Origin of the sequence: Caulobacter rhizosphaerae, assembly GCF_010977555.1 — a bacterium.
In the GTDB taxonomy this organism is placed as follows: Bacteria; Pseudomonadota; Alphaproteobacteria; order Caulobacterales; family Caulobacteraceae; genus Caulobacter; species Caulobacter rhizosphaerae.
In genome coordinates, this window is sequence record NZ_CP048815.1 from 3,437,734 (window position 1) to 3,455,686 (window position 17,953).

At 69.6% G+C, this 17,953-nt stretch carries 16 protein-coding genes; 7 read left to right on the forward strand and 9 right to left on the reverse strand.

Annotated elements, in window-relative coordinates; genetic code table 11:
* Nucleotides 1–131: 131 nt before the first annotated feature.
* Nucleotides 132–818, reverse strand: a complete 687-nt coding sequence (locus G3M57_RS15665) for an AcvB/VirJ family lysyl-phosphatidylglycerol hydrolase (RefSeq protein WP_163231612.1) — start codon at nucleotides 816–818, stop codon at nucleotides 132–134.
* A 187-nt stretch (nucleotides 819–1,005) separates the two neighbouring features.
* Between G3M57_RS15665 and G3M57_RS15670 the strand changes: the two genes are divergently transcribed.
* Together G3M57_RS15670 and G3M57_RS27750 are read left to right on the forward strand one after the other, a co-directional pair.
* A complete protein-coding gene (locus tag G3M57_RS15670) occupies nucleotides 1,006–1,380 on the forward strand; it encodes a BlaI/MecI/CopY family transcriptional regulator (RefSeq protein ID WP_056755286.1) in 375 nt (124 codons plus the stop codon).
* Nucleotides 1,377–3,104 carry a M56 family metallopeptidase gene (locus G3M57_RS27750; protein ID WP_163231614.1) on the forward strand — a complete coding sequence of 576 codons (1,728 nt, stop codon included), beginning with the start codon at nucleotides 1,377–1,379 and terminating at the stop codon, nucleotides 3,102–3,104. The genes G3M57_RS15670 and G3M57_RS27750 overlap by 4 nt, the downstream gene beginning before the upstream one ends.
* 143 nt (nucleotides 3,105–3,247) lie before the next feature.
* Here the strand turns inward: G3M57_RS27750 and ligD are convergent, their stop codons facing one another.
* Complete coding sequence (gene ligD, locus G3M57_RS15680; RefSeq protein ID WP_163231616.1) at nucleotides 3,248–5,992, reverse strand: DNA ligase D; 2,745 nt, start codon at nucleotides 5,990–5,992, stop codon at nucleotides 3,248–3,250.
* An 18-nt stretch (nucleotides 5,993–6,010) separates the two neighbouring features.
* Complete coding sequence (locus G3M57_RS15685) at nucleotides 6,011–6,418, reverse strand: MmcQ/YjbR family DNA-binding protein (protein WP_163231618.1); 408 nt, start codon at nucleotides 6,416–6,418, stop codon at nucleotides 6,011–6,013.
* Between the two features lie 153 nt (nucleotides 6,419–6,571).
* Between G3M57_RS15685 and G3M57_RS15690 the strand changes: the two genes are divergently transcribed.
* From G3M57_RS15690 to G3M57_RS15705, 4 genes are all read left to right on the forward strand, one after another.
* The gene (locus G3M57_RS15690) at nucleotides 6,572–7,387 is read left to right on the forward strand and encodes a 2-keto-4-pentenoate hydratase (RefSeq protein ID WP_163231620.1); all 816 of its coding nucleotides are present in this window, start codon (nucleotides 6,572–6,574) and stop codon (nucleotides 7,385–7,387) included.
* 66 nt (nucleotides 7,388–7,453) lie between these two features.
* Complete coding sequence (locus tag G3M57_RS15695; protein ID WP_056755273.1) at nucleotides 7,454–8,728, forward strand: MFS transporter; 1,275 nt, start codon at nucleotides 7,454–7,456, stop codon at nucleotides 8,726–8,728.
* Nucleotides 8,729–8,972: 244 nt separating this feature from the next.
* Nucleotides 8,973–10,010 (forward strand): oxidoreductase, encoded by a 1,038-nt coding sequence (locus G3M57_RS15700; protein ID WP_163231622.1) that lies wholly within the window; start codon nucleotides 8,973–8,975, stop codon nucleotides 10,008–10,010.
* Nucleotides 10,007–10,471 carry a heme-degrading domain-containing protein gene (locus G3M57_RS15705; protein WP_163231624.1) on the forward strand — a complete coding sequence of 155 codons (465 nt, stop codon included), beginning with the start codon at nucleotides 10,007–10,009 and terminating at the stop codon, nucleotides 10,469–10,471. Before G3M57_RS15700 ends, G3M57_RS15705 begins: the two co-directional genes overlap by 4 nt.
* A gap of 88 nt (nucleotides 10,472–10,559) precedes the next feature.
* Here the strand turns inward: G3M57_RS15705 and mrdA are convergent, their stop codons facing one another.
* From mrdA to G3M57_RS15725, 4 genes are all read right to left on the reverse strand, one after another.
* Nucleotides 10,560–12,530, reverse strand: a complete 1,971-nt coding sequence (gene mrdA, locus G3M57_RS15710) for a penicillin-binding protein 2 (RefSeq protein ID WP_163231626.1) — start codon at nucleotides 12,528–12,530, stop codon at nucleotides 10,560–10,562.
* 248 nt (nucleotides 12,531–12,778) lie between these two features.
* On the reverse strand, nucleotides 12,779–12,970 hold the full coding sequence (locus tag G3M57_RS15715; RefSeq protein WP_163231628.1) for a hypothetical protein: 192 nt from the start codon (nucleotides 12,968–12,970) through the stop codon (nucleotides 12,779–12,781).
* A gap of 70 nt (nucleotides 12,971–13,040) precedes the next feature.
* Nucleotides 13,041–14,480: an amidase family protein gene (locus G3M57_RS15720; RefSeq protein ID WP_163231631.1), complete on the reverse strand. Its 1,440-nt coding sequence runs from the start codon at nucleotides 14,478–14,480 to the stop codon at nucleotides 13,041–13,043.
* A gap of 126 nt (nucleotides 14,481–14,606) precedes the next feature.
* Nucleotides 14,607–15,038 (reverse strand): hypothetical protein, encoded by a 432-nt coding sequence (locus G3M57_RS15725; protein ID WP_230983791.1) that lies wholly within the window; start codon nucleotides 15,036–15,038, stop codon nucleotides 14,607–14,609.
* Nucleotides 15,039–15,735: 697 nt separating this feature from the next.
* Between G3M57_RS15725 and G3M57_RS15730 the strand changes: the two genes are divergently transcribed.
* The gene (locus G3M57_RS15730; RefSeq protein ID WP_163231633.1) at nucleotides 15,736–15,987 is read left to right on the forward strand and encodes a hypothetical protein; all 252 of its coding nucleotides are present in this window, start codon (nucleotides 15,736–15,738) and stop codon (nucleotides 15,985–15,987) included.
* Here G3M57_RS15730 and G3M57_RS15735 read toward each other — a convergent pair.
* Nucleotides 15,984–17,090 (reverse strand): sugar kinase, encoded by a 1,107-nt coding sequence (locus G3M57_RS15735; RefSeq protein WP_028037821.1) that lies wholly within the window; start codon nucleotides 17,088–17,090, stop codon nucleotides 15,984–15,986. The two genes, G3M57_RS15730 and G3M57_RS15735, sit on opposite strands and share 4 nt — an antisense overlap.
* On the reverse strand, nucleotides 17,091–17,765 hold the full coding sequence (locus tag G3M57_RS15740; RefSeq protein ID WP_163231635.1) for a bifunctional 4-hydroxy-2-oxoglutarate aldolase/2-dehydro-3-deoxy-phosphogluconate aldolase: 675 nt from the start codon (nucleotides 17,763–17,765) through the stop codon (nucleotides 17,091–17,093).
* Nucleotides 17,766–17,953 lie beyond the last annotated feature (188 nt).

Consider the following 17,953-nt stretch of genomic DNA (forward strand, 5'->3'; position numbering starts at 1 on the left):
AGAAGGCCCTCTCCGATGATTACAGGCCGTTGAAACGCGCGTTGGCGGGGTTTCGATCCCCCGAAGCCGACCTGAGCCGGGTCACGATGTGCTCACGCGGATGTGCGCGGCGTCGGCTTGCGCCCGAAATCTCAGAGGGCGGCGGCGTTCAAGACCGCCTTGCCGAGGCCGGCGTAGTCGCCGTCGAAATGGTGGCCGCCGTGCAGCCGGACCTGGCGGATGGTGGCGGCCGGCAGGGTCGGACAGATGTCCAGCCGCTCCTTGTCGCCATAGATGCAGGTCATCGGCAGGCCCTTCAGCGCCTCGACCGCTGGGGCCACGGGATAGGAGTCGGCTGTCGCGCGGTTCAGCCAGCTGGCGGGGTGGAAGGTCAGGTCGCCGTGCGGGCCGGCGCCGATCAGCACCAGTCCCTTGATCTGGCCGCGCAGGTCGGCCGGCAGCAGCGGCACGATGGCCGGCAGGGCGTCGGCGCCGAATGAATAGCCGACCAATACGATCTTGCGACGGCCCCACTGCGCCTCATGCCGGCGCAACTGGTCGGCCAGGTCGTCGGCCACCGCCTGGGCCGGGCGTCTGCCCAGGAAGTAGCGCAGCGAGTTGACACCCAGCACCGGCACGCCGTCGGCCGCCAGAACCTTGGCCACGCCCTCGTCCAGGCGGCCCCAGCCGCCGTCGCCTGAATAGAGCACGGCCAGGGTGTCGCCCGGCGCCGTGGCCGGCGTCTCGACCAGGCGCGGCGCGACCTTGGCCTCGGCGATCCCGGCGAAGGCCAGGCCGAGGACGGCGGCGACAGTCAGCAAGCGGGCGCGCGGGCTCATGCTCTTCCCATGCTCCTCAATCTTGACCGTGGCGGGGCGAAGGTGGGGCGACCGGGCGGCTTTCGACGTCCACCGCCCGGGTTACGGCGAATTCATTTCGCCCGCCGCATTGCGGACGTTATTCACTACATATGTAACGCTACAAATGTAACGTCGCCGAACGGCGGCGATTTTCAGGGAGGTCGCCGTGATCGAATCGCTGCCCCGACGCGAACGCGAGGTCTTCGAGACCCTGTGCCGTCTGGAGTCCTGCACCGCCGCCGGCGTCCGCGCGGGCCTGTCCGATCCGCTCAGCGACTCGGCCGTCCGCACCCTGCTCTCGCGGCTGGAGGCCAAGGGCCTGGTCGAGCGGGCGCCTGGCCCCGACGGCTTCCGCTACAGCCCCGTCCAGCGGACCGAGACCGTCGCCGCCGGGGCCCTGCGGCGGATGATCGACACCTTCTTCGCCGGCTCGGCGGCCAGCGCCGCCACCGCCCTGCTGGGCCTGGGCCAGCGGCTGACCCCGGAAGAGGCCGCCGCCCTGGAGCGGATGATCGACCAGGCCGTGGAGCGCAAGCCATGACCTGGACCCTGCTCGTCGCGCTACTGGTCAAGTCCAGCCTGGTGGCCGGCGCCGGCCTGGCCTGCGCGCGGTTCCTGACCCGGCGGCCGGTCGAGCGGGTGGACATCCTGCGCGCCACGGTCTGCCTGCTGCTGGCGCTGCCGGTGATCATGAACCTCCTGCCGGCCCTGGAAATGGCCCTGCTGCCGGCGTCGCCGCCGCCCGCGCCGCTCCCCGCTCCGACCGTTCTGGCGGCCGAGACCACCGCCAACATGGCGACGCCGAGCCCCTCGCCCTGGCCCTCGCTCGGCCTGGTTGGCGGCCTGTGGCTGCTGGGTTTCGCCGCCATCGCCGGCCGGCTGCTGCTGGGACTGCGCACCCTGAGCCGCTGGACCCGTCAGGGCCAGCCGGTGACCAGCGGCGACTGGCTGGCTCCGCTTGAAGGCCTGCCCCCCGAGGACCGCCCCGACCTGGTCTGCAGCGACCGCATCGTCAGCCCGCTCAGTTGGGGCGTCGCGCCTGGCTCCATCCTGGTCGACCCGGCCAGCCTGGCGCAACCCCGCACCGCTTCGGCCATCCTGGCGCACGAGATGGCCCACCTGCGGCGACACGACTGGATCTTCCTGGTCCTGTCGCGGCTGGCCCTGGCGATCTTCTGGTTCAACCCGCTGGTCTGGCGGCTGCACGCCGTCCTCGCCGAACGTTCGGAGGAGGCCGCCGACGCCGCCGCCGTCCAGACCGTCGACCGCGCCGCCTACGCCAAGGCCCTGATCGGCCTGGCCGCCCATCCCCGCCCCTCCGCCCGCCCCGTCCTGGGCGCCGCGACCGCCGTGGCCGCCGACGCCCGGACGCTGAAGACAAGGATCGCCTGCCTCATGACCGACACCTCCGCTCGCCGCCGGCCCCTGACAGTGGTCCTGGCCATCGCCGCCCTGGCCGTCGTAGCCACCCCGCTGGCCGCCCTGGCCGTCACCCGCCAGGACTGGGTCGCGCCGCCGCTCCCGCCCCCGCCGCCGCCGATTCCGGCGCTCGCTGTCCCGCCTGCGCCGTCGGTCCCGCCCGCGCCGCCCGCGCCGCCGCCTCCGCCGGTCGAAGCGATCGCCATGGCCGCCCTGGTCCCGCCGCCGCCTCCTCCTCCTCCTCCTCCTCCTCCTCCTCCGCCGCCTCCGCCGCCTCCTCCGCCTCCTCCTCCGCCTGCGCCGCCCGAAGCGCCGCCACCGCCTCCCCCGCCTCCGCCCGAGCCTCCGGCGGGTCCCGGCTACAGCTATTACCGGTCAGCGACGCCCGAGGAGGCCAAGGCCGCGATCGAGGCTCGCGCTCGCGCCGCCGAAGCCCGCGCCCAGGCCGCCGAGGCCCGGCGCCAGGGCCACGAGGCGCGGGACCAGGCCCACCGCGCCGCCGACCAGGCGCGTCTCCAGGCCGATCAAGCCCGGGCCGATGGTGAACAGGCCCGCAGGGTCGGCGAGCAGGCCCGCCAGGAGGCCGCGCGCCAGATGGTCAAGGCCCGCGCCCAGATGGCCCAGGGCGCCGTGCAGATGCGCCAGGGCGCCCAGCAGATGCGCGACGAAGCCGCCCGCCTGCGCGACCCCGCCTACCGCGCCCGGCAGATCCAGGACAATCGCGCCCGCGGCAACATCGTCACCGACGCCGAGCTGCGCGCGCTGATCGACAGCTTGCCGAAACAGGCCGACGACCTGGACCGCCAGGCCGACCACCTGGCCCAGGAGGCCCGCACGGCCAGCTAGGGGCCGATCAATATCCAGGACCGTGCGTGGTCCTCGTCCTTCGACAAGCTCAGGTGAGGACCAAGGCATGGGCCGAGCCGTAGAAAACCTCATCCTGAGCTTGTCGATGGGACGAGGTTTTCGGCGCCGAGAGCGGAACGCCCTCACCCCAGCCGCTTGATCGCCGCCTTCAGGGGCTTGGCGGAGTCGAAATAGTCCTCCCACGCCGTGCTCTTGGCGATCAGGGCCGGGACGGTGCGGATCGTGTACCGGGTCGGGTCCAGCCCCGCCTTCACCTGGGTCCAGTTCAGCGGCATCGATACAGTCCCCCCGGGCCTCGCCCGGGCGGATAGAGGCGCGACGGCGGTCGAGGTGCGGTCGTTGCGCAGATAGTCCAGGAAGATCCGCCCCTCCCGCGCCTTCTTGCTCATGGTGATCAGGTACCGGTCGGGGGCGTCGGCGGCCATGCGGGCGCAGACCTCGCGGGCGAAGGCCTTGGCGGCGTCCCACGGAACCTTATCGGACAATGGCGTAACCACGTGCAGCCCCTTGCCGCCGGTGGTCTTGCAGAAGCTGGCCAGGCCCAGCTCCTCCAGCCGGTCGCGGATCTCGCGGGCCCCGGCGATCACGTCCTCGAAGGTGACGCCCGGCGCGGGGTCAAGGTCGAACACCAGGCGGCCGGCGACCTCGGGATCGTTGGGCTGGCAGTTCCAGGGGTGGATCTCGACGGCGGCGATCTGGGCGGCGGCGATCAGCGCCTCGATCCGGTCGAACTGGATGTAGGGCTGGCGGTCGCCCCTGACCGACACCTGCTCGATCAGCGACGACATCCCGCGCATGGCGTGACGCTGGAAGAAGGTCTCGCCGCCGACCCCGTCCGGCACCCGGATGATCGAGGCCGGCCGGCCCTTGATATGCGGCAGCATCCATTCGCCCACCGCCGCCATGTAGCGGGCCAGGTCGATCTTGCTGGCCGGGGCGCCGTCGACATCGGGCCATAGCGGCTTGTCGGGCTTGGAGATCGTCACGCCCAGGACGATGCTGTCGGCCTTGGCCGTCGAGACCGTTGACACCTTGCCGTCCGCCTTGGCCGCGGCCTTCGGGGTCGGGGTCGCCAGCTCGGCCGTCTCGGCCTTGGCCGGAACCTCGGCCTCGACCTCGGTGGCCGGGATGTCCTCGCGCAGGCCCTTGAACGAGGCCTGGCGGATCGAGCCGTCGCCGGTGAAGCCGGCATATTCGATCTCGGCCACCAGCTGCGGCTTGACCCAGTGCATGTTGGCGGCCTTGCGCGGCGCGCCCTTGCCCTCAAACGGCGATGTGTCGGTCTCCAGCGCCTTGAGGCGCGGCAACAGCTTGGCGACCTTGTCGCGGCCAAAGCCGGTGCCGATCCGGCCGACATGGGTCAGCTTGCCGTCGCGCATCACACCGGCGATCAGCGAACGGAAGGCCGAGCCGGTCGTCGTATAGCCGCCGATCACCACGTCGTGCCCCGCCCGGCACTTGGCCTTGGTCCAGGTCTCGCTGCGGCCCGAGCGGTAGGGCGCGTCCAGCCGCTTGGAGATGATGCCCTCCAGCTCCAGCTTGCAGGCCGACAGCAGCACCGCGTCGCCCGCCGTCTCGAAATGGTCGACGAAGCGCAGCCGCGCCTCGTCCTCGCCCATCACCGCCTTCAGCCGCGCCTTGCGCTCGCGCAGCGGCAGGTCGCGCAGGTCCTCGCCGTCCACGGCCAGCAGGTCGAAGGCGAAGAAGATCAGGTCGCTGCTGTCGCCGTCCGACAAGGCCGCCTGCAGGCCGGCGAAGTCGGGCTGGCCGGCCGCGTCCAGGGCCACTACCTCGCCATCCAGGATGCTGTCGGGCAGGTCGGCGGCCGCCTCGGCGATCGCCGCGAACTTCTCGGTCCAGTCCAGGCCCTTGCGGGTGCGCAGGGTCGCCCGGCCGTCCTCGACGCGCAGTTGCACGCGGTAGCCGTCGAACTTGATCTCGTGCGCCCAGCCGGGGCCGGTGGGCGGTCGGTCCAGGGACTTGCACAGCTGGGGCTCGATGAAGTCGGGCAGGACGGCGGGCTTTCCTTTTTTACTCCGCTCATCCCGGCGAACGCCGGGACCCAAGCTGAGCTTGTTGCTTCGCGCAGCGCCGGAACCGCCACCGCCGCTTGGGTCCCGACTTTCGTCGGGATGAGTGGATTTGAAAGAGCGCGTCTCCAGCGCTTCCTTCTGCGCCGCCTCCCGCTCGGCCTGGGTGCGCGAGGTCCAGACCGCATCGCCCTTGCCCTTGGTCTTCAGGATGAACGGCGACGGCCCCCGGCCCCTGCCGGCGGCGATGTCGGCCATGGTCCGGCCCGAAGCGATCGAGGCGTCCTCCTCCAGGATCGCCGTCCCCTCGCCCGGTCGCGCGGCCTCGTCCTTGTGCTTGATCAGCAGCCAGTTGGAGCGTTTGCCCTTCCCGTCTTTCGCGCTGCGGTCCCAGTTCATCCGCACCAGCACCCACGAGCCGTGCAGCCGCTCGCCCTCCAGCACGAACTTCAGCTCGCCCTTCCTCAGGGCCTTTGCCACGTCCTCGAAGCCCGGTTCGGGCGACCAGTAGCCGCGGTCCCACAGCTGCACCGTGCCGCCGCCGTACTGGCCCTTGGGGATCGTGCCCTCGAAGTCGCCATAGTCCAGCGGATGGTCCTCGACCTCGACCGACAGCCGCTTGTCGGCCGGATCCAGCGACGGGCCCCTAGTCACCGCCCACGACTTCAGCACCCCGTCCACCTCCAACCGGAAGTCGTAGTGCAGGCGCGTGGCGTCATGCTTCTGGATGACGAACCGGGCCTGCGGCGCCGGCGCGACGGCCGTGTCGCCGCTGGGCTCGGCGGTCTTGTGGAAATCGCGCTTGCGGCGGTATTCGGCGAGCTGTCCCTGGGCCATGGCGAGGTTCCCTGTCTGCTAGGGGAAATCGCCGCCGGGGTTCGTGGTTCCGGATCGCTCGGCGTCGATCCGCTTGACCAGGGCCTTGGGCGCCAGGATTCGCCAGGCCTGGACCAGCAACCCCGCCAGTTCGGCCTCGTCGATCGCGTCCAGCCGCACCAGAACGGCGGGAAAGCCGCGATAGTGGTCGTCGTCGAAGAAGCGCTCGGGCGCGGTCTCCAGCAGCATCTCCTTGGTCTCGCGCCGGCAGCGCACGGCGATCACGCCCTCCACCAGTTCGCGGCGAGCCTTGGGATGGGCGCGGGCGAAATAGGACCAGGCGATTCCCTTGCCGTGTACATCGAACGCCAGCCGCGCCCCATCGGGGCTGGCTTCGACCTCGGGCAGGGCGAGGGCCAGACGGTGAAGAGCGGCGAGATCGACCATGATCGCCCATGAAAGCGCCCATGGCGCGGGCGCGGCAATCCCCTTGCCACCGGTGTCGCGTGGCCGATTGTCAATGACACCGGTTTCCATTATGCACGACCAAAGCCCGTCGAACGGGACTGTAGTGTGTTAGCGCGAGGGAGGATTCGCGGCGTGACCGTTTCCGAGGCCGAGAGCGAGGTGTTCGCACCGGCGTCCATCGCACCCCAGTTCGTCGAAGCACGCCTGAAGGGCGTCTCGGTTCCCGGCTATCCGGGCGGCGTCCTGCCCCAGTCCATGGCCGAAGGCTACGCGGTGCAGGACATCGCCATCGATCTCTGGCCGGACGAGCTGGTGGGCTGGAAGGTCGGCCTGGTCCCGCCGCAGCACCGCGAACGCCTGGGCGCCGAGCGCCTGGCCGGCTGCATCTTCAAGACCAAGGTCTGGGACGCGGGCGAGCAGCCCACGCCCTTCCGGTCGATCGCCGGCGGTTTCACCGCCGTCGAGGCCGAGTTTATCATCCGCCTGGGCAAGGACGCCCCGGCCGACAAGACCGAATGGACCGCGCAGGAAGCCGCCGACTATGTGGGCGAGCTGATCCTGGGCATCGAGATCGCCGGCAGCCCGCTGGCCACCATCAACCAGCTGGGCCCGCCGATCGTCGCCTCCGACTTCGGCAACAACGACGGCCAGATCCTGGGCCCGGTGGTCGAGAACTGGCGCGACATCGCCTGGGAAGACATGCCCGCCGAGACCTTCATCAACGGCGTGTCGGTCGGCAAGGGCGGCGCGGCCTCGATCCCGGGCTCGCCCCTGGCGGCCCTGGCGTTCCTGCTGGGCCACGTCGCCTCGCGCGGCCGTCCGCTGAAGAAGGGCATGCTGGTGACCACCGGCGCCAGCACCGGGATTCACGACATTGCCGCCGGCGATACGTCCCGCGTAGACTTCGGCCCGTTCGGAAGCGTCGCCTGCGTCGCCGTTCCGGCCTAGAAGAGATTCGCGAACCGGCGGGGGCGTCGGAATAACTACAAGCCTAAGGGTGAGGATGTGACGTCCATGGACGCTCCAACGATGCCGGCTCCGTCTGCGAAGATCGGGCGGTACAGGTGGGTGATTGTCGGCCTGCTGTTCCTGGCGATGGTGATCAACTATGTCGATCGCCAGACCATCGGCCTGCTGAAGCCTCAATTGTCGAAGGAATTCGGCTGGGACGAGGTCCACTACGCCGACCTGGTGTTCTATTTCCAGCTGGCCTACGCCGTCGCCTACCTGGCCTGGGGCAAGATCATGGACAAGATCGGGGCCCGCTGGGGCTTCGGCATCGCGTTCCTGATCTGGCAGATCGCCCATATCGGCCACGCCCTGGCGCGCGGCTTCGGCGGCTTCGCCATCGCCCGCATGGGCCTGGGCGTTGGTGAGGCCGGCGGCTTCCCGGGCGGCATCAAGGCCGTGGCCGAGTGGTTCCCCAAGAACGAGCGCGCCCTGGCCACCGGCATCTTCAACGCCGGCACCAACATCGGCGCCATCGTCACCCCGCTCGTCGTGCCGGGCATCGTCTTGGCCTTCGGCTGGCAGATGGCCTTCATCGTCACCGGCGTCATCGGCCTGCTGTGGCTGCCGCTGTGGCTGATCGTCTATCGCCGCCCGCGCGAGCAGAAGCGCCTGTCGGCCGCCGAACTGGCCCATATCGAGCAGGACCCGGCCGACCCGGTCGAAAAGATCGGCTGGGTCAAGCTGCTGGGCAAGAAGGAAACCTGGGCCTTCGCCCTGGGCAAGTTCCTGATCGACCCGATCTGGTGGATGTTCCTGTTCTGGCTGCCCGACTTCCTGGGCAAGCGCTACGGCCTGGACCTGAAGTCGTTCGGCCCGCCGCTGATCGCCATCTACCTGCTGTCGGACGTCGGCAGCGTGGGCGGCGGCTGGCTGTCGTCCAACTTCATGAAGATGGGCTGGAGCATCAACAAGGCCCGCAAGACCACCATGCTGATCTGCGCCCTGCTGGCCATGCCGGTGGTCTTCGCGGCCAATGTCGACAACCTGTGGGTCGCCGTCCTGATCATCGGCGTCGCCACCGCGGCCCACCAGGGCTTCTCCGCCAACCTCTACACCCTGCCGTCGGACGTGTTCCCGCGCGGCGCGGTGGGCTCGGTCGTCGGCATCGGCGGCATGCTGGGCGCCTTCGGCGGCATGGTGTTCTCCAAGTACATCGGCCAGGTGCTGGACAAGATCGGCACCTACACCCCGATCTTCATCGTCGCCGGCAGCGCCTATCTGGTGGCCCTGCTGGTGGTCCACCTGCTGACCCCCAAGATGGAGCCCGTGAAGGTCTAGCGGCCGTCAGGCGCGCCTGGAAAACCAGCCCCCGGTCGCGAGATCGGGGGCTTTTCTATGCGCCCTCTCCCGGAGGGGAGAGGGAGGGGCCCGCGCTCGAAGAGCGTGGGAGGGTGAGGGGTGACGCCCTCACCGGTTTCACACGACGCCCTGCCGGCACGCCGTCCAACGGTTTACCCCCTCACCCTCCCATGCTGCGCATGGGCCCCTCCCTCTCCCCATGGGAGAGGGCTATAAGATCCGCATGTCTTCCCCCCTCCCCTTCAAGGTCGCCCTGGTCGGCTACGGCTTCGTCGGCAAGACCTTCCACGCCCCTCTGATCGCCGCCACGCCCGGCCTGCTGCTGCACACGGTGGTGTCCAGCGACCCGGCCAAGGTCCTGGCCGACCACCCGGCCGTGAAGGTCGCGCCCGACCTCGACGCCGCCCTGGCCGACGCCGAGATCGACCTGGTGGTGATCGCCACCCCCGACCCACTGCACGCGCCCCAGGCCCACGCGGCGCTGGACGCCGGCAAGGCCGTGGTCATCGACAAACCGTTCGCCGCCGCCCTGGACGAGGCCCGCGCCCTGGTCGACCACGCCCAGCGGGCCGGCAAGCTGCTGAGCGTGTTCCACAACCGCCGCTGGGACAGCGACTTCCTGACCCTCCAGGCCCTGATCGCCGACGGGACGCTGGGCGAGGTCGTGCAGTACGAGAGCCATTTCGACCGCTTCCGCCCGGTGGTCCGCGACCGCTGGCGCGAAAAGCCGGGGGCCGGCGCCCTGCTGGACCTGGGCCCGCACCTGATCGACCAGGCCCTCCAGCTGTTCGGCCCGCCCCAGGCGATCCAGGCCGACCTGGCGGTGCAGAAGGACGGCGGCCAGGCCCCGGACTATTTCCACCTGGTCCTGCGCTATCCCCGCCTGCGGGTGCTGCTGCACGCCAGCCAGATGACGATCGACTCGCGCCTGCGGATGGCCGTGCACGGGACGAAGGGCAGCTTCGTCAAGCAGGGCCTGGACCAACAGGAGAACGCCCTGAAAGCCGGCGTCGTCCCTGGGTCGCAGGGCTGGGGCGCCGATCCTCAGCCCGGAACCCTGACCACCCCTGATGGCGACGGGACGGCCAGCCGCGAGGTCGAGGGCGTCCCAGGCGACTACCTGGCCTATTACGCCGCCATCCGCGACGCCCTGTCGGGCCACGGCCCCAATCCGGTCCCGCCGGACCAGGCCCTGGCGGTGATGACGCTGATCGACCTGGCCCAGCGCAGCGCCGCCGAAGGCCGGGAGCTGTCGCTGTGACCGACGCCGAGCGGTTGGCCGCCATCGCCGCCCAGGAAAAGGCCCTGGTGTTCCAGCGCTTCACGCTTGAGGACGCCTGGACCCTGGGGACCGCCCTGCGCGACGCCGCCCTGGCCCGCGCCGCGCCGGTGGCGATCGACATCAGCCTGCGCGACCGCCCGCTGTTCCACGCCGCCCTGCCGGGCGCGGGGCCGGATAACGCCGACTGGGTGCGCCGCAAGCGCAACACGGTCCTGGTCCTGGCGACCAGCACCCTGGCCGTGGGCCTGAAGCTGAAGGTCTCGGGCGAGACCCTGGAGCAGCGCTATGGCCTGTCGCTCAGGGACCACGCGGCCCACGGCGGCGGCTTTCCGCTGACCCTGGCGGGCCTGGGCTGCATCGGCGCGATCACGGTCTCGGGTCTGCCGCAGGTGGAGGATCATGCGCTGGTGGTGGAGGCGCTGGAGCGGATGCTCGGGTGACTGGGGACACGCCCTTGCGGCGTGTCCCCGCCCGCATCCACGACGCCAAGACTGGGGGACACGCCGCAAGGGCGTGTCCCCGGCCCGCTCAGCCCTCGCCTTCGATCCCCAGCGCATCCGCGGCGCCGACGTCCCCCTCCCCCTCGTCCGGCGCGTCGGGCAGCGGGGTCGGGCGCTCGATCCGCGCTCGGATCTCCGGGTCCTTCAGTAGGGCCACCCGCATCACCTCGCGGGCCCGCGGCGCGGCGGCGCTGGAGCCGAACTGGCCGCCGTGCTCGATGATCACCGACAGGGCGTAGCGGGGGGCGTCGTAGGGGGCGAAGGCGATGAACAGGTTGTGGTCCTTCAGCCGCCAGGTGATCCCCTGGTTGCTGCGCGAGGCCCCGGCCGCGTACTGGCGCACCTGGGCGGTGCCGGTCTTGCCAGCCATCTTCACGTCGCCCAGGCCCAGCTGGCTCTGCTTGAAGGCCCCGCCCGTCGGATCGTTGGCCACCGCCGCCATGCCGGCCCGCACGATCTCCAGGTGCGCCTGGCTGAACGGCAGGTCGGGCACCGCGTCGCCGTGCGGCTGCTCGACGCCGCCGACCGACTTGACCAGGCGCGGGTTGAGCGCCTTCTTCCCATTGGCCAGCCGCGCGGTCATCACCGCCAGCTGCAGGGCGTTGACGTTGATATAGCCCTGGCCGATGCCGTACGGCACGCTGTCGCCCGGATGCCAGACCGGGTCGCGCTTGAAGGCGGTTTTCTTCCAGTCGCGCGAGCCGACCAGGCCCTTCTTCTGGCCCGGTATGCCGATGTCGAAGGTCCCGCCATAGCCGAAGGCCTTGGCCGCGGCGGCGATCGGATCAGGGCCGATGCGCAGGGCCATCTGGTAGAAATAGACGTCGCAGCTGTTCTTGATGGCGGCGTGCATGTCCTGCACCCCGTGGCCGCCCTTCTTGTGGCAGTGCCAGACCCGGCCGCCGAACGCCCAGCCGCCGGTGCACAGCACCCGCTCGGTAGGGTCCACCCCGGCCGTCAGGGCCGCCATGGCCACGGTCGGCTTGAAGGTCGAGCCGGGCGGATAGGTGCCGGTCATCACCTTGTCCAGCAGCGGCTTGCGCTCGTACTCGGCCAGCGCCCGATACTCCGGCCCCGACAGGCCCTTGACGAAGCGGTTGGCGTCGAAGCTGGGGGCCGAGGCCATGGCCAGCAGGTCGCCGTTGCGGCAGTCCATGACCACGATGGCCCCGCTTTCGTCGCCCATCACCTCCAGGGCCCGGTTCTGGATGTCGGCGTCCAGGGTCAGGCGGATGTCGGCGCCGGGCTTGGCCGGGATGTCGCCCTCCGGGTCCAGGCGCACCGTGCGGCCCTGGGCGTCGACCTCGGCCTTGTTGGCGCCCGCATGGCCGCGCAAGGGGCCGTCGAAGGCCTTTTCCACGCCCAGCTTGCCGATCCGGAAGCCCGGATGGTGCAACAGGGCCTGGTCCTGGGTCGGGTCGTCCTTGGCCTTGTCGAGATCGCGGTCGGAGACCTTGGCGACATAGCCGATCACATGGGCGAAGGCCCCGCCGAACGGATAGACCCGCACCTCGCCCATGTCGGCGGTCACCCCCGGCAACTCCGGCGCCCGGATGTTGACCCGCGAGAACTCCTCCCAGGTCATGTCCTCCATCACCGCCACCGGCGCCTTCTTCGGCGCGTGGGCCAGGTCCTTGAGCAGCCGCCCGCGGCGGGCCGGATCGATGGGGACCAGCAAGGCCAACTCGTCCAGGGTCGCGGAGGCGTCGAAGCCCGTGTCCTTGGTCACCAGCAGGCGGAAGTTGGGGCGGTTGGAGGCCAGGACCACGCCGTTGCGATCATAGATCGCCCCGCGCGGCGGCGGCGTCAGGCGGTAGTTGAACTGGTTGCCGGCCGAAAGCTTCTGATAGCGCCGGGCCTCGACCAGCTGCAGCTGGGCCAGCCGACCGCTCAGCGCGAGCAGGCCGGTCGCCGCCAGTCCGCCCATCAGGAACGCGCGGCGGTGGAACATGCCCTGCCGTTCGTTGACCTCGGAGAAGAAGATCGCCGGCTCGCTCATCGCGCCACCCCCCAGGCGGGCAGGACGACAGGCTCAAGCAGCGTCGCTCGACAACGCGACGACGTCGCGGCGGCCAGGAGAATCATGGTGGTGGGATGGCCGCAGGCTAGGGTTGATCCGCCGCCAGAGTGGACCTGCGGGCCTCGCCGTCAATGGTCCGGCCTGGCCACGGCGAACAACATTTGCGTGAACGGCCCGCCGACCTGGAAGCGCGTTGGGGACAGGCCCATGGGCCTGTCCCCAACGGTTCAGGTTCCGCCGCCGACCTGCAGGCCGATGCCCCAGCCCTTCACCAGGCCGACGATCAGCAGGACGATCATCGCCACCCCGGCCACGGAGACCAGGACGGTGACGAAGGTGATCGGGGAAATCAGGATCCAGGGCAGCACGGCCACGGCCGCCGCGACGAGAAAACCCAGAATGTACAGGAAGATACGCATGAAACGCCCTTTCCTTGTTGCCGGCGAACCCTGACACAGAAGCAGTCGTTTCACAACTTTCATGAGAGCTTTATGCAAACTCTCCAAATCGGACACCTTCACCGACGCCGACGGCGGCGATCTCGGCCGTGATCCCCAAGGCCGTCGAGACCTGCCCGGCGAAGGCGATCGTCGTCAGATCCTCCAGGAACGGCCCGATGAACTGAGCCCCGATCGGCAGGCCGTCCCGCGTGCGGCCGATCGGGGCGGCGGTGGCCGGCAGGTGCGGCATGCCGGCGATCAATGGCCAGGCGGTCTGCGGCCGGAAAGGAACCTCGGCGCCATTGACCCGCAGCGTCCGGTTCGCCCCCGGCCACGGGTTCGACCCGGGGAACGGCGGAAAGGCCGCCGTGGCGTAGCAAGGCGCGATCACCACGTCGAAGGACCGGAAGAAGACGTCCCAGGCCCGCCGCAGCACCTCCTGGGCGACCAGGCAGTCGTGATAGTCCTTGATCGTCGCCCGAGGCTCGGGCGCGTCGGGGCTCATGCCGGTCTTGTAGGTCCAGGCGAATTTCTCGACCAGGGCCTGGGAGTCGGCCAGGGACGGCAGCAACACGCTGTGGCGCGACACCGACGCCCCGGCCGTCTCCAGCACTGTGGCCAGGTCGTCGATGGCGGCGACGATCTCGTCGTCGACCGCCGCGGTCGGGTGTTCGGTCAGGACGAAGACGCGATAGTCCGCGAGCCGGCCATGGCGAGGAGCAGGCAAGGCCAGGCGGTAGGCCGTGGCGTCGCGTCCTTCCGGCCCCGACAGCACCTTCAGCGCCAGGTCGAGGTCGGCGGCGGTGCGGGCCATCGGCCCGGCGGCGGCCCAGGCCCGCCCCACGATGATCCCGCCCCCCGGCGGTCCGTGGCCCTCCAGGGAGATCAGCGGAAACGACGACAGGTGCCCATAGACGCCGCAGAACGCCGCCGGGATGCGGATCGACCCGCCGGCGTCGCCACCCAGCTCCAGGGGCACCATGCCGGCGGCCAGGGCCGCGGCCGACCCGCCCGAGGACCCACCCGGCGATCGCGACAGGTCATGGGGATTGCCGGTGCGACCATAGATCGGATTGTCGACCTGGTAGTCGGCCAAGCCGGCCGCCACGTTGGTCTTGCCCAGGATGACCGCGCCCGCCGCCTTCAGGCGCCGGACCGCGACGGCGTCCTCGGTCGGCCGGTAGTTTCGCGCCGTCTCCAGGCCGAAGGTGGTCGGCAGGCCGGCGATGTTGAAGCACTCCTTCACGGTCATCGGCACGCCGGCCAGCGGCAGGTCGGCGCCATCCGCCAAGGCCTGGTCGACCTGCCGGGCCTGGTCGCGGGCGCGGTCGAAGTCGCGCACGACCACCGCGTTGATCGGTCCGTCCAGCGCCTCGATCCTGGCGATCGCCGCGTCGGCCAGCTCCAGGGCGCTGACGGACCTGGCGCGTACGGCGGCGGCGAGCTGCGTCGCGCTCGCCGTGGCGAGCGTGGTGTTCGATTGCGGCATGGCTTGGGGCCCTTTTCGGTTCAAGGGCTCTGAAAGCTACGCATAAAACGGCGTTCGCCAAGACTTGAACTCAAACCATTCGGCCCCAAATCCGAAGTGCGGAAGGATGGCTGACCGCCCGTCCGCCTACGGCGCCACCGCCTCGGCCCCGTTCACGGCGAAGCCGTGCTGCTGGAGCGTATAGGTGCAACTGGGGCAGATGGCCCGGTTGGCGACCACGGCCTTGAGCACGGCCCCCTGCCACACGCCGCCGCCCTGGACGGCCGAGGAGAACACCGCCAGCGCCTGCTGCTCGGCGTCGTTCATGTGCCAGGTGCCCTGGCCGGGCGTCGGCGAGGCGCCGCCCAGGACCGGGACGTGGAGCGCGGTCTCCATCTGGCTGAGCAGTGTGCCGGTTATGCCGCTGGCGCTGGCGCCCGCCTCGGTGACCAGCACCGCCCGGTTGCCGTTCTGCAGCTTGATCACGGCCGCGCAGTACGAGGTGTAGCTCAAGGTCCGCGCGGGGAGATAGCCGACGATGAAGTTCATCGCATTGCGCGCCAGGGTGAGAGACTTCACGCTTTCCTCCATGAAAGTCAGACGTTTGGGCCAAGGGTGGCCAGCGATCCGGATAAACATTAAGGCGAACAAAGTTCAGCCGAAAGCCTAGATTGCATCCGTGGGGAAACAAGCGCAGGACGCAGCGGCGCTCCGACGCGCCATCAAGAGCGCGTGGAGAAAGATGCTCCCATCGCTCACGGCGTGGTTCCTCAACGAATTCAACGCCCCAAACACACTTATCCTCCCTTTCCCACGCCGGCGCATAATCACTGCACCACAAGGCGATGGGGAGGGCGCTAAGGCCTGCGACCTTCGCGGCCTTGGGGTGCGGTCGAGCGGGCAGCGCTCGTCGGCGGCGGTTTGCTCCCAAGGCGGACCGCGACCTGCATCCCTCTGGAGCCGGCCGGGCCTGGAACACAAAAACGGCGTGGGGTGCTAGGGCTGGCGAGGGCGAAGGCGGGTGGTGACGCCCGCCGCACGGGACGGGGCTTCGTGGGCCTCGCCCTCCCGTCGGGGGCCAAGACCGGCGAGGTCCGAACAGGGCCGATCGCCGGACGCTCCCGGATAACGACCGCGCGGAGCGTTGGTCTGAGTCGAAACGGTATTTCTACAAAAGCTTCCGGGCCCAGCCCGGCGCTCCGCAGCCCTCCCCACACCTTCAGCGGCCTTCCGCGTGAGGCGGCCGGCCCGCGCCCCCAAGCCAGTGGAGACCCTGATGCCGAGAAGTCGAACCCGCGCCGCCGCTCGTAAGAACAACCCGGAGCGTCGCCCCCTAGATCCCGAATGGACACCGGTCCGCTTCGCCCAGCTCCGCCGCGCCGTCATGCGGAAGATCGCCAAGTTCAAGACGACGCGGGAATATGCCAGGATGGCGGAGCAAGCCGCGCAGGTGGCCGTCGCCCAGCAAAAAGCCCCCGATCTTGCGACCGGGGGCTCTGCTGGTTCCGACGACGAAGACGAAGACTAGCGGATGACCCGCGCGCCCTTGCCCTTCATCACGGCCTCGACCTCGGCCTGGCGCACCATCGAGGTGTCGCCCGGCGTGGTCATGGCCAGGGCGCCGTGAGCCGCGCCGTACTCGACGGCGGCCTGCGGGCCCTTGCCTTCCATGAAGCCGAAGGCCAGGCCCGAGGCGAAGCCGTCGCCGCCGCCGACCCGGTCGTAGATCTCGAGGTTCTCGCGCATCATCGAGGCGTAGAACTCACCGCCGGCGTAGAGGATCGCCGACCAGTCGTTGACCGAGGCGGTCTTGGCGTTGCGCAGGGTGGTGGCGGCGACCTTGAAGTTCGGGAACTCCTTCACCGCCGTCTGGATCATCTTCTTGAAGTTGGCCGGGTCGATCGAGCTGATGTGCTCGTCCAGGCCCTCGACTTCAAAGCCCAGGCAGGCGGTGAAGTCTTCTTCGTTGCCGATCATCACGTCCACGTACTGGGCGATGTGGCGGTTGACCTTCTGGGCCCCTTCCTTGCCGCCCTGCGACTTCCACAGGCTGGCGCGGTAGTTGAGGTCGTAGGAGATCACCGTGCCGTACTTGCGGGCCACCTCGACGGCCTCGATCACGGCTTCGGCGGTGTTGCTGGCCAGGGCCGCGAAGATGCCGCCGGTGTGGAACCAGCGCACGCCTTCTTCGCCAAACAGCTTTTCCCAGTTAACTTCGCCGGGACGGATCTGCGAGGCGGCCGAGTGACCCCGGTCGCTGCAGCCCAGAGCCGGACGAACGCCGAAGCCCTTTTCGGTGAAGTTCAGGCCGACGCGGGTGTTGCGGCCCAGGCCGTCGAAGTCGCGCCAGATGACGTGGGAGGTGTCGACGCCGCCCTGCATCATCAGATCCTCGACCAGCCAGCCCAGGTCGTTCACCGGCAGGGCGGTGACGGCGGTCGAGCGCTTGCCCCAGCACTTCTTGAAGGCGCGGGCGACGTTGTATTCGCCGCCGCCTTCCCAGACGTTGAACTGGCGAGCGTTGCGAACCCGGCCGAAGCCGGGGTCGAAGCGCAGCATCACTTCACCGAAGGACGCGCAATCCCACTTCGTTTCCGAAGCCGGGCGGATGTTGAGGATATTGTCGGTCATTTAGGCCTTCCCACGAACCTTCTTGATCAGATCAACCGTTTCGCGGACCTTCCTGGAGATGCCCGCATAGTCCTTGGCGTCCAGCATCTCAGGCGTGATCAGCTTGGAGCCCATGCCGGCGGCGACGATGCCCGCGCCGAACCACTTCTTGACCGAGGCCTCGTCCGGATCGACGCCGCCCGTCGGCATGATGCGGGTCCAGGGCATCGGGCCCAGCACCGCCTTGACGAAATCGGGACCGCCGACCGACGAGCCCGGGAACACCTTGACGATCTCGCAGCCCAGTTCCTCGGCGTAGGAGATTTCCGAGGCCGAGCCGCAGCCCGGCGAATACGGGATCTTGCGACGGTTGCAGACCTTGGCGACGTCGGCGTTGAGGATCGGGCCGACCACGAACTTGGCGCCGTTGGCGATGTAGATGCCGGCGGTCGGGGCGTCGACGATCGAGCCCACGCCCATGATCACGCGCGGATCGGCCTGGTCGAAGTGACGGGTGACTTCGTAGAAGACGTGGCTGGCGAAGTCGCCGCGATTGGTGAACTCGATGCAGGGGGCGCCGCCGTCGGCGCAGGCCTGGATCACGTTCTTACAGACCTCGACGTCCGGGTGATAGAAAACCGGGATGACGCCCTGGTCCATCAGCGCCGTCAGAACGGCCATGCGGTCTTTCACCATCAGTACTGCTCCTCAAAGGATCGATCTTGCGTGCGGCCCCGCGGGAGGGCCTCGGCGTGGAAGATTTCGCCGCGTCCGGCGCTGGGCGACCGTTTAGACCGCGTTGCGGGCGGACGCCACACTAGAGGGCTCCCCCAACGTCAATTCGTGTCCTGCCTGCTCGCTCGTCTGTCGTCCTTCGTTTCTAT

Coding starts and splice junctions, on each gene's coding strand:
- G3M57_RS27750 (WP_163231614.1), top strand. CDS start 1,377: ATGACCTGGACCCTGCTCGTCGCGCTACTGGTCAAGTCCAGCCTGGTG.
- G3M57_RS15735 (WP_028037821.1), bottom strand. CDS start 17,090: ATGACCGACAATATCCTCAACATCCGCCCGGCTTCGGAAACGAAGTGG.
- ligD (WP_163231616.1), bottom strand. CDS start 5,992: ATGGCCCAGGGACAGCTCGCCGAATACCGCCGCAAGCGCGATTTCCAC.
- G3M57_RS15740 (WP_163231635.1), bottom strand. CDS start 17,765: ATGGTGAAAGACCGCATGGCCGTTCTGACGGCGCTGATGGACCAGGGC.
- G3M57_RS15685 (WP_163231618.1), bottom strand. CDS start 6,418: ATGGTCGATCTCGCCGCTCTTCACCGTCTGGCCCTCGCCCTGCCCGAG.
- G3M57_RS15695 (WP_056755273.1), top strand. CDS start 7,454: ATGGACGCTCCAACGATGCCGGCTCCGTCTGCGAAGATCGGGCGGTAC.
- mrdA (WP_163231626.1), bottom strand. CDS start 12,530: ATGAGCGAGCCGGCGATCTTCTTCTCCGAGGTCAACGAACGGCAGGGC.
- G3M57_RS15715 (WP_163231628.1), bottom strand. CDS start 12,970: ATGCGTATCTTCCTGTACATTCTGGGTTTTCTCGTCGCGGCGGCCGTG.
- G3M57_RS15700 (WP_163231622.1), top strand. CDS start 8,973: ATGTCTTCCCCCCTCCCCTTCAAGGTCGCCCTGGTCGGCTACGGCTTC.
- G3M57_RS15730 (WP_163231633.1), top strand. CDS start 15,736: ATGCCGAGAAGTCGAACCCGCGCCGCCGCTCGTAAGAACAACCCGGAG.
- G3M57_RS15665 (WP_163231612.1), bottom strand. CDS start 818: ATGAGCCCGCGCGCCCGCTTGCTGACTGTCGCCGCCGTCCTCGGCCTG.
- G3M57_RS15720 (WP_163231631.1), bottom strand. CDS start 14,480: ATGCCGCAATCGAACACCACGCTCGCCACGGCGAGCGCGACGCAGCTC.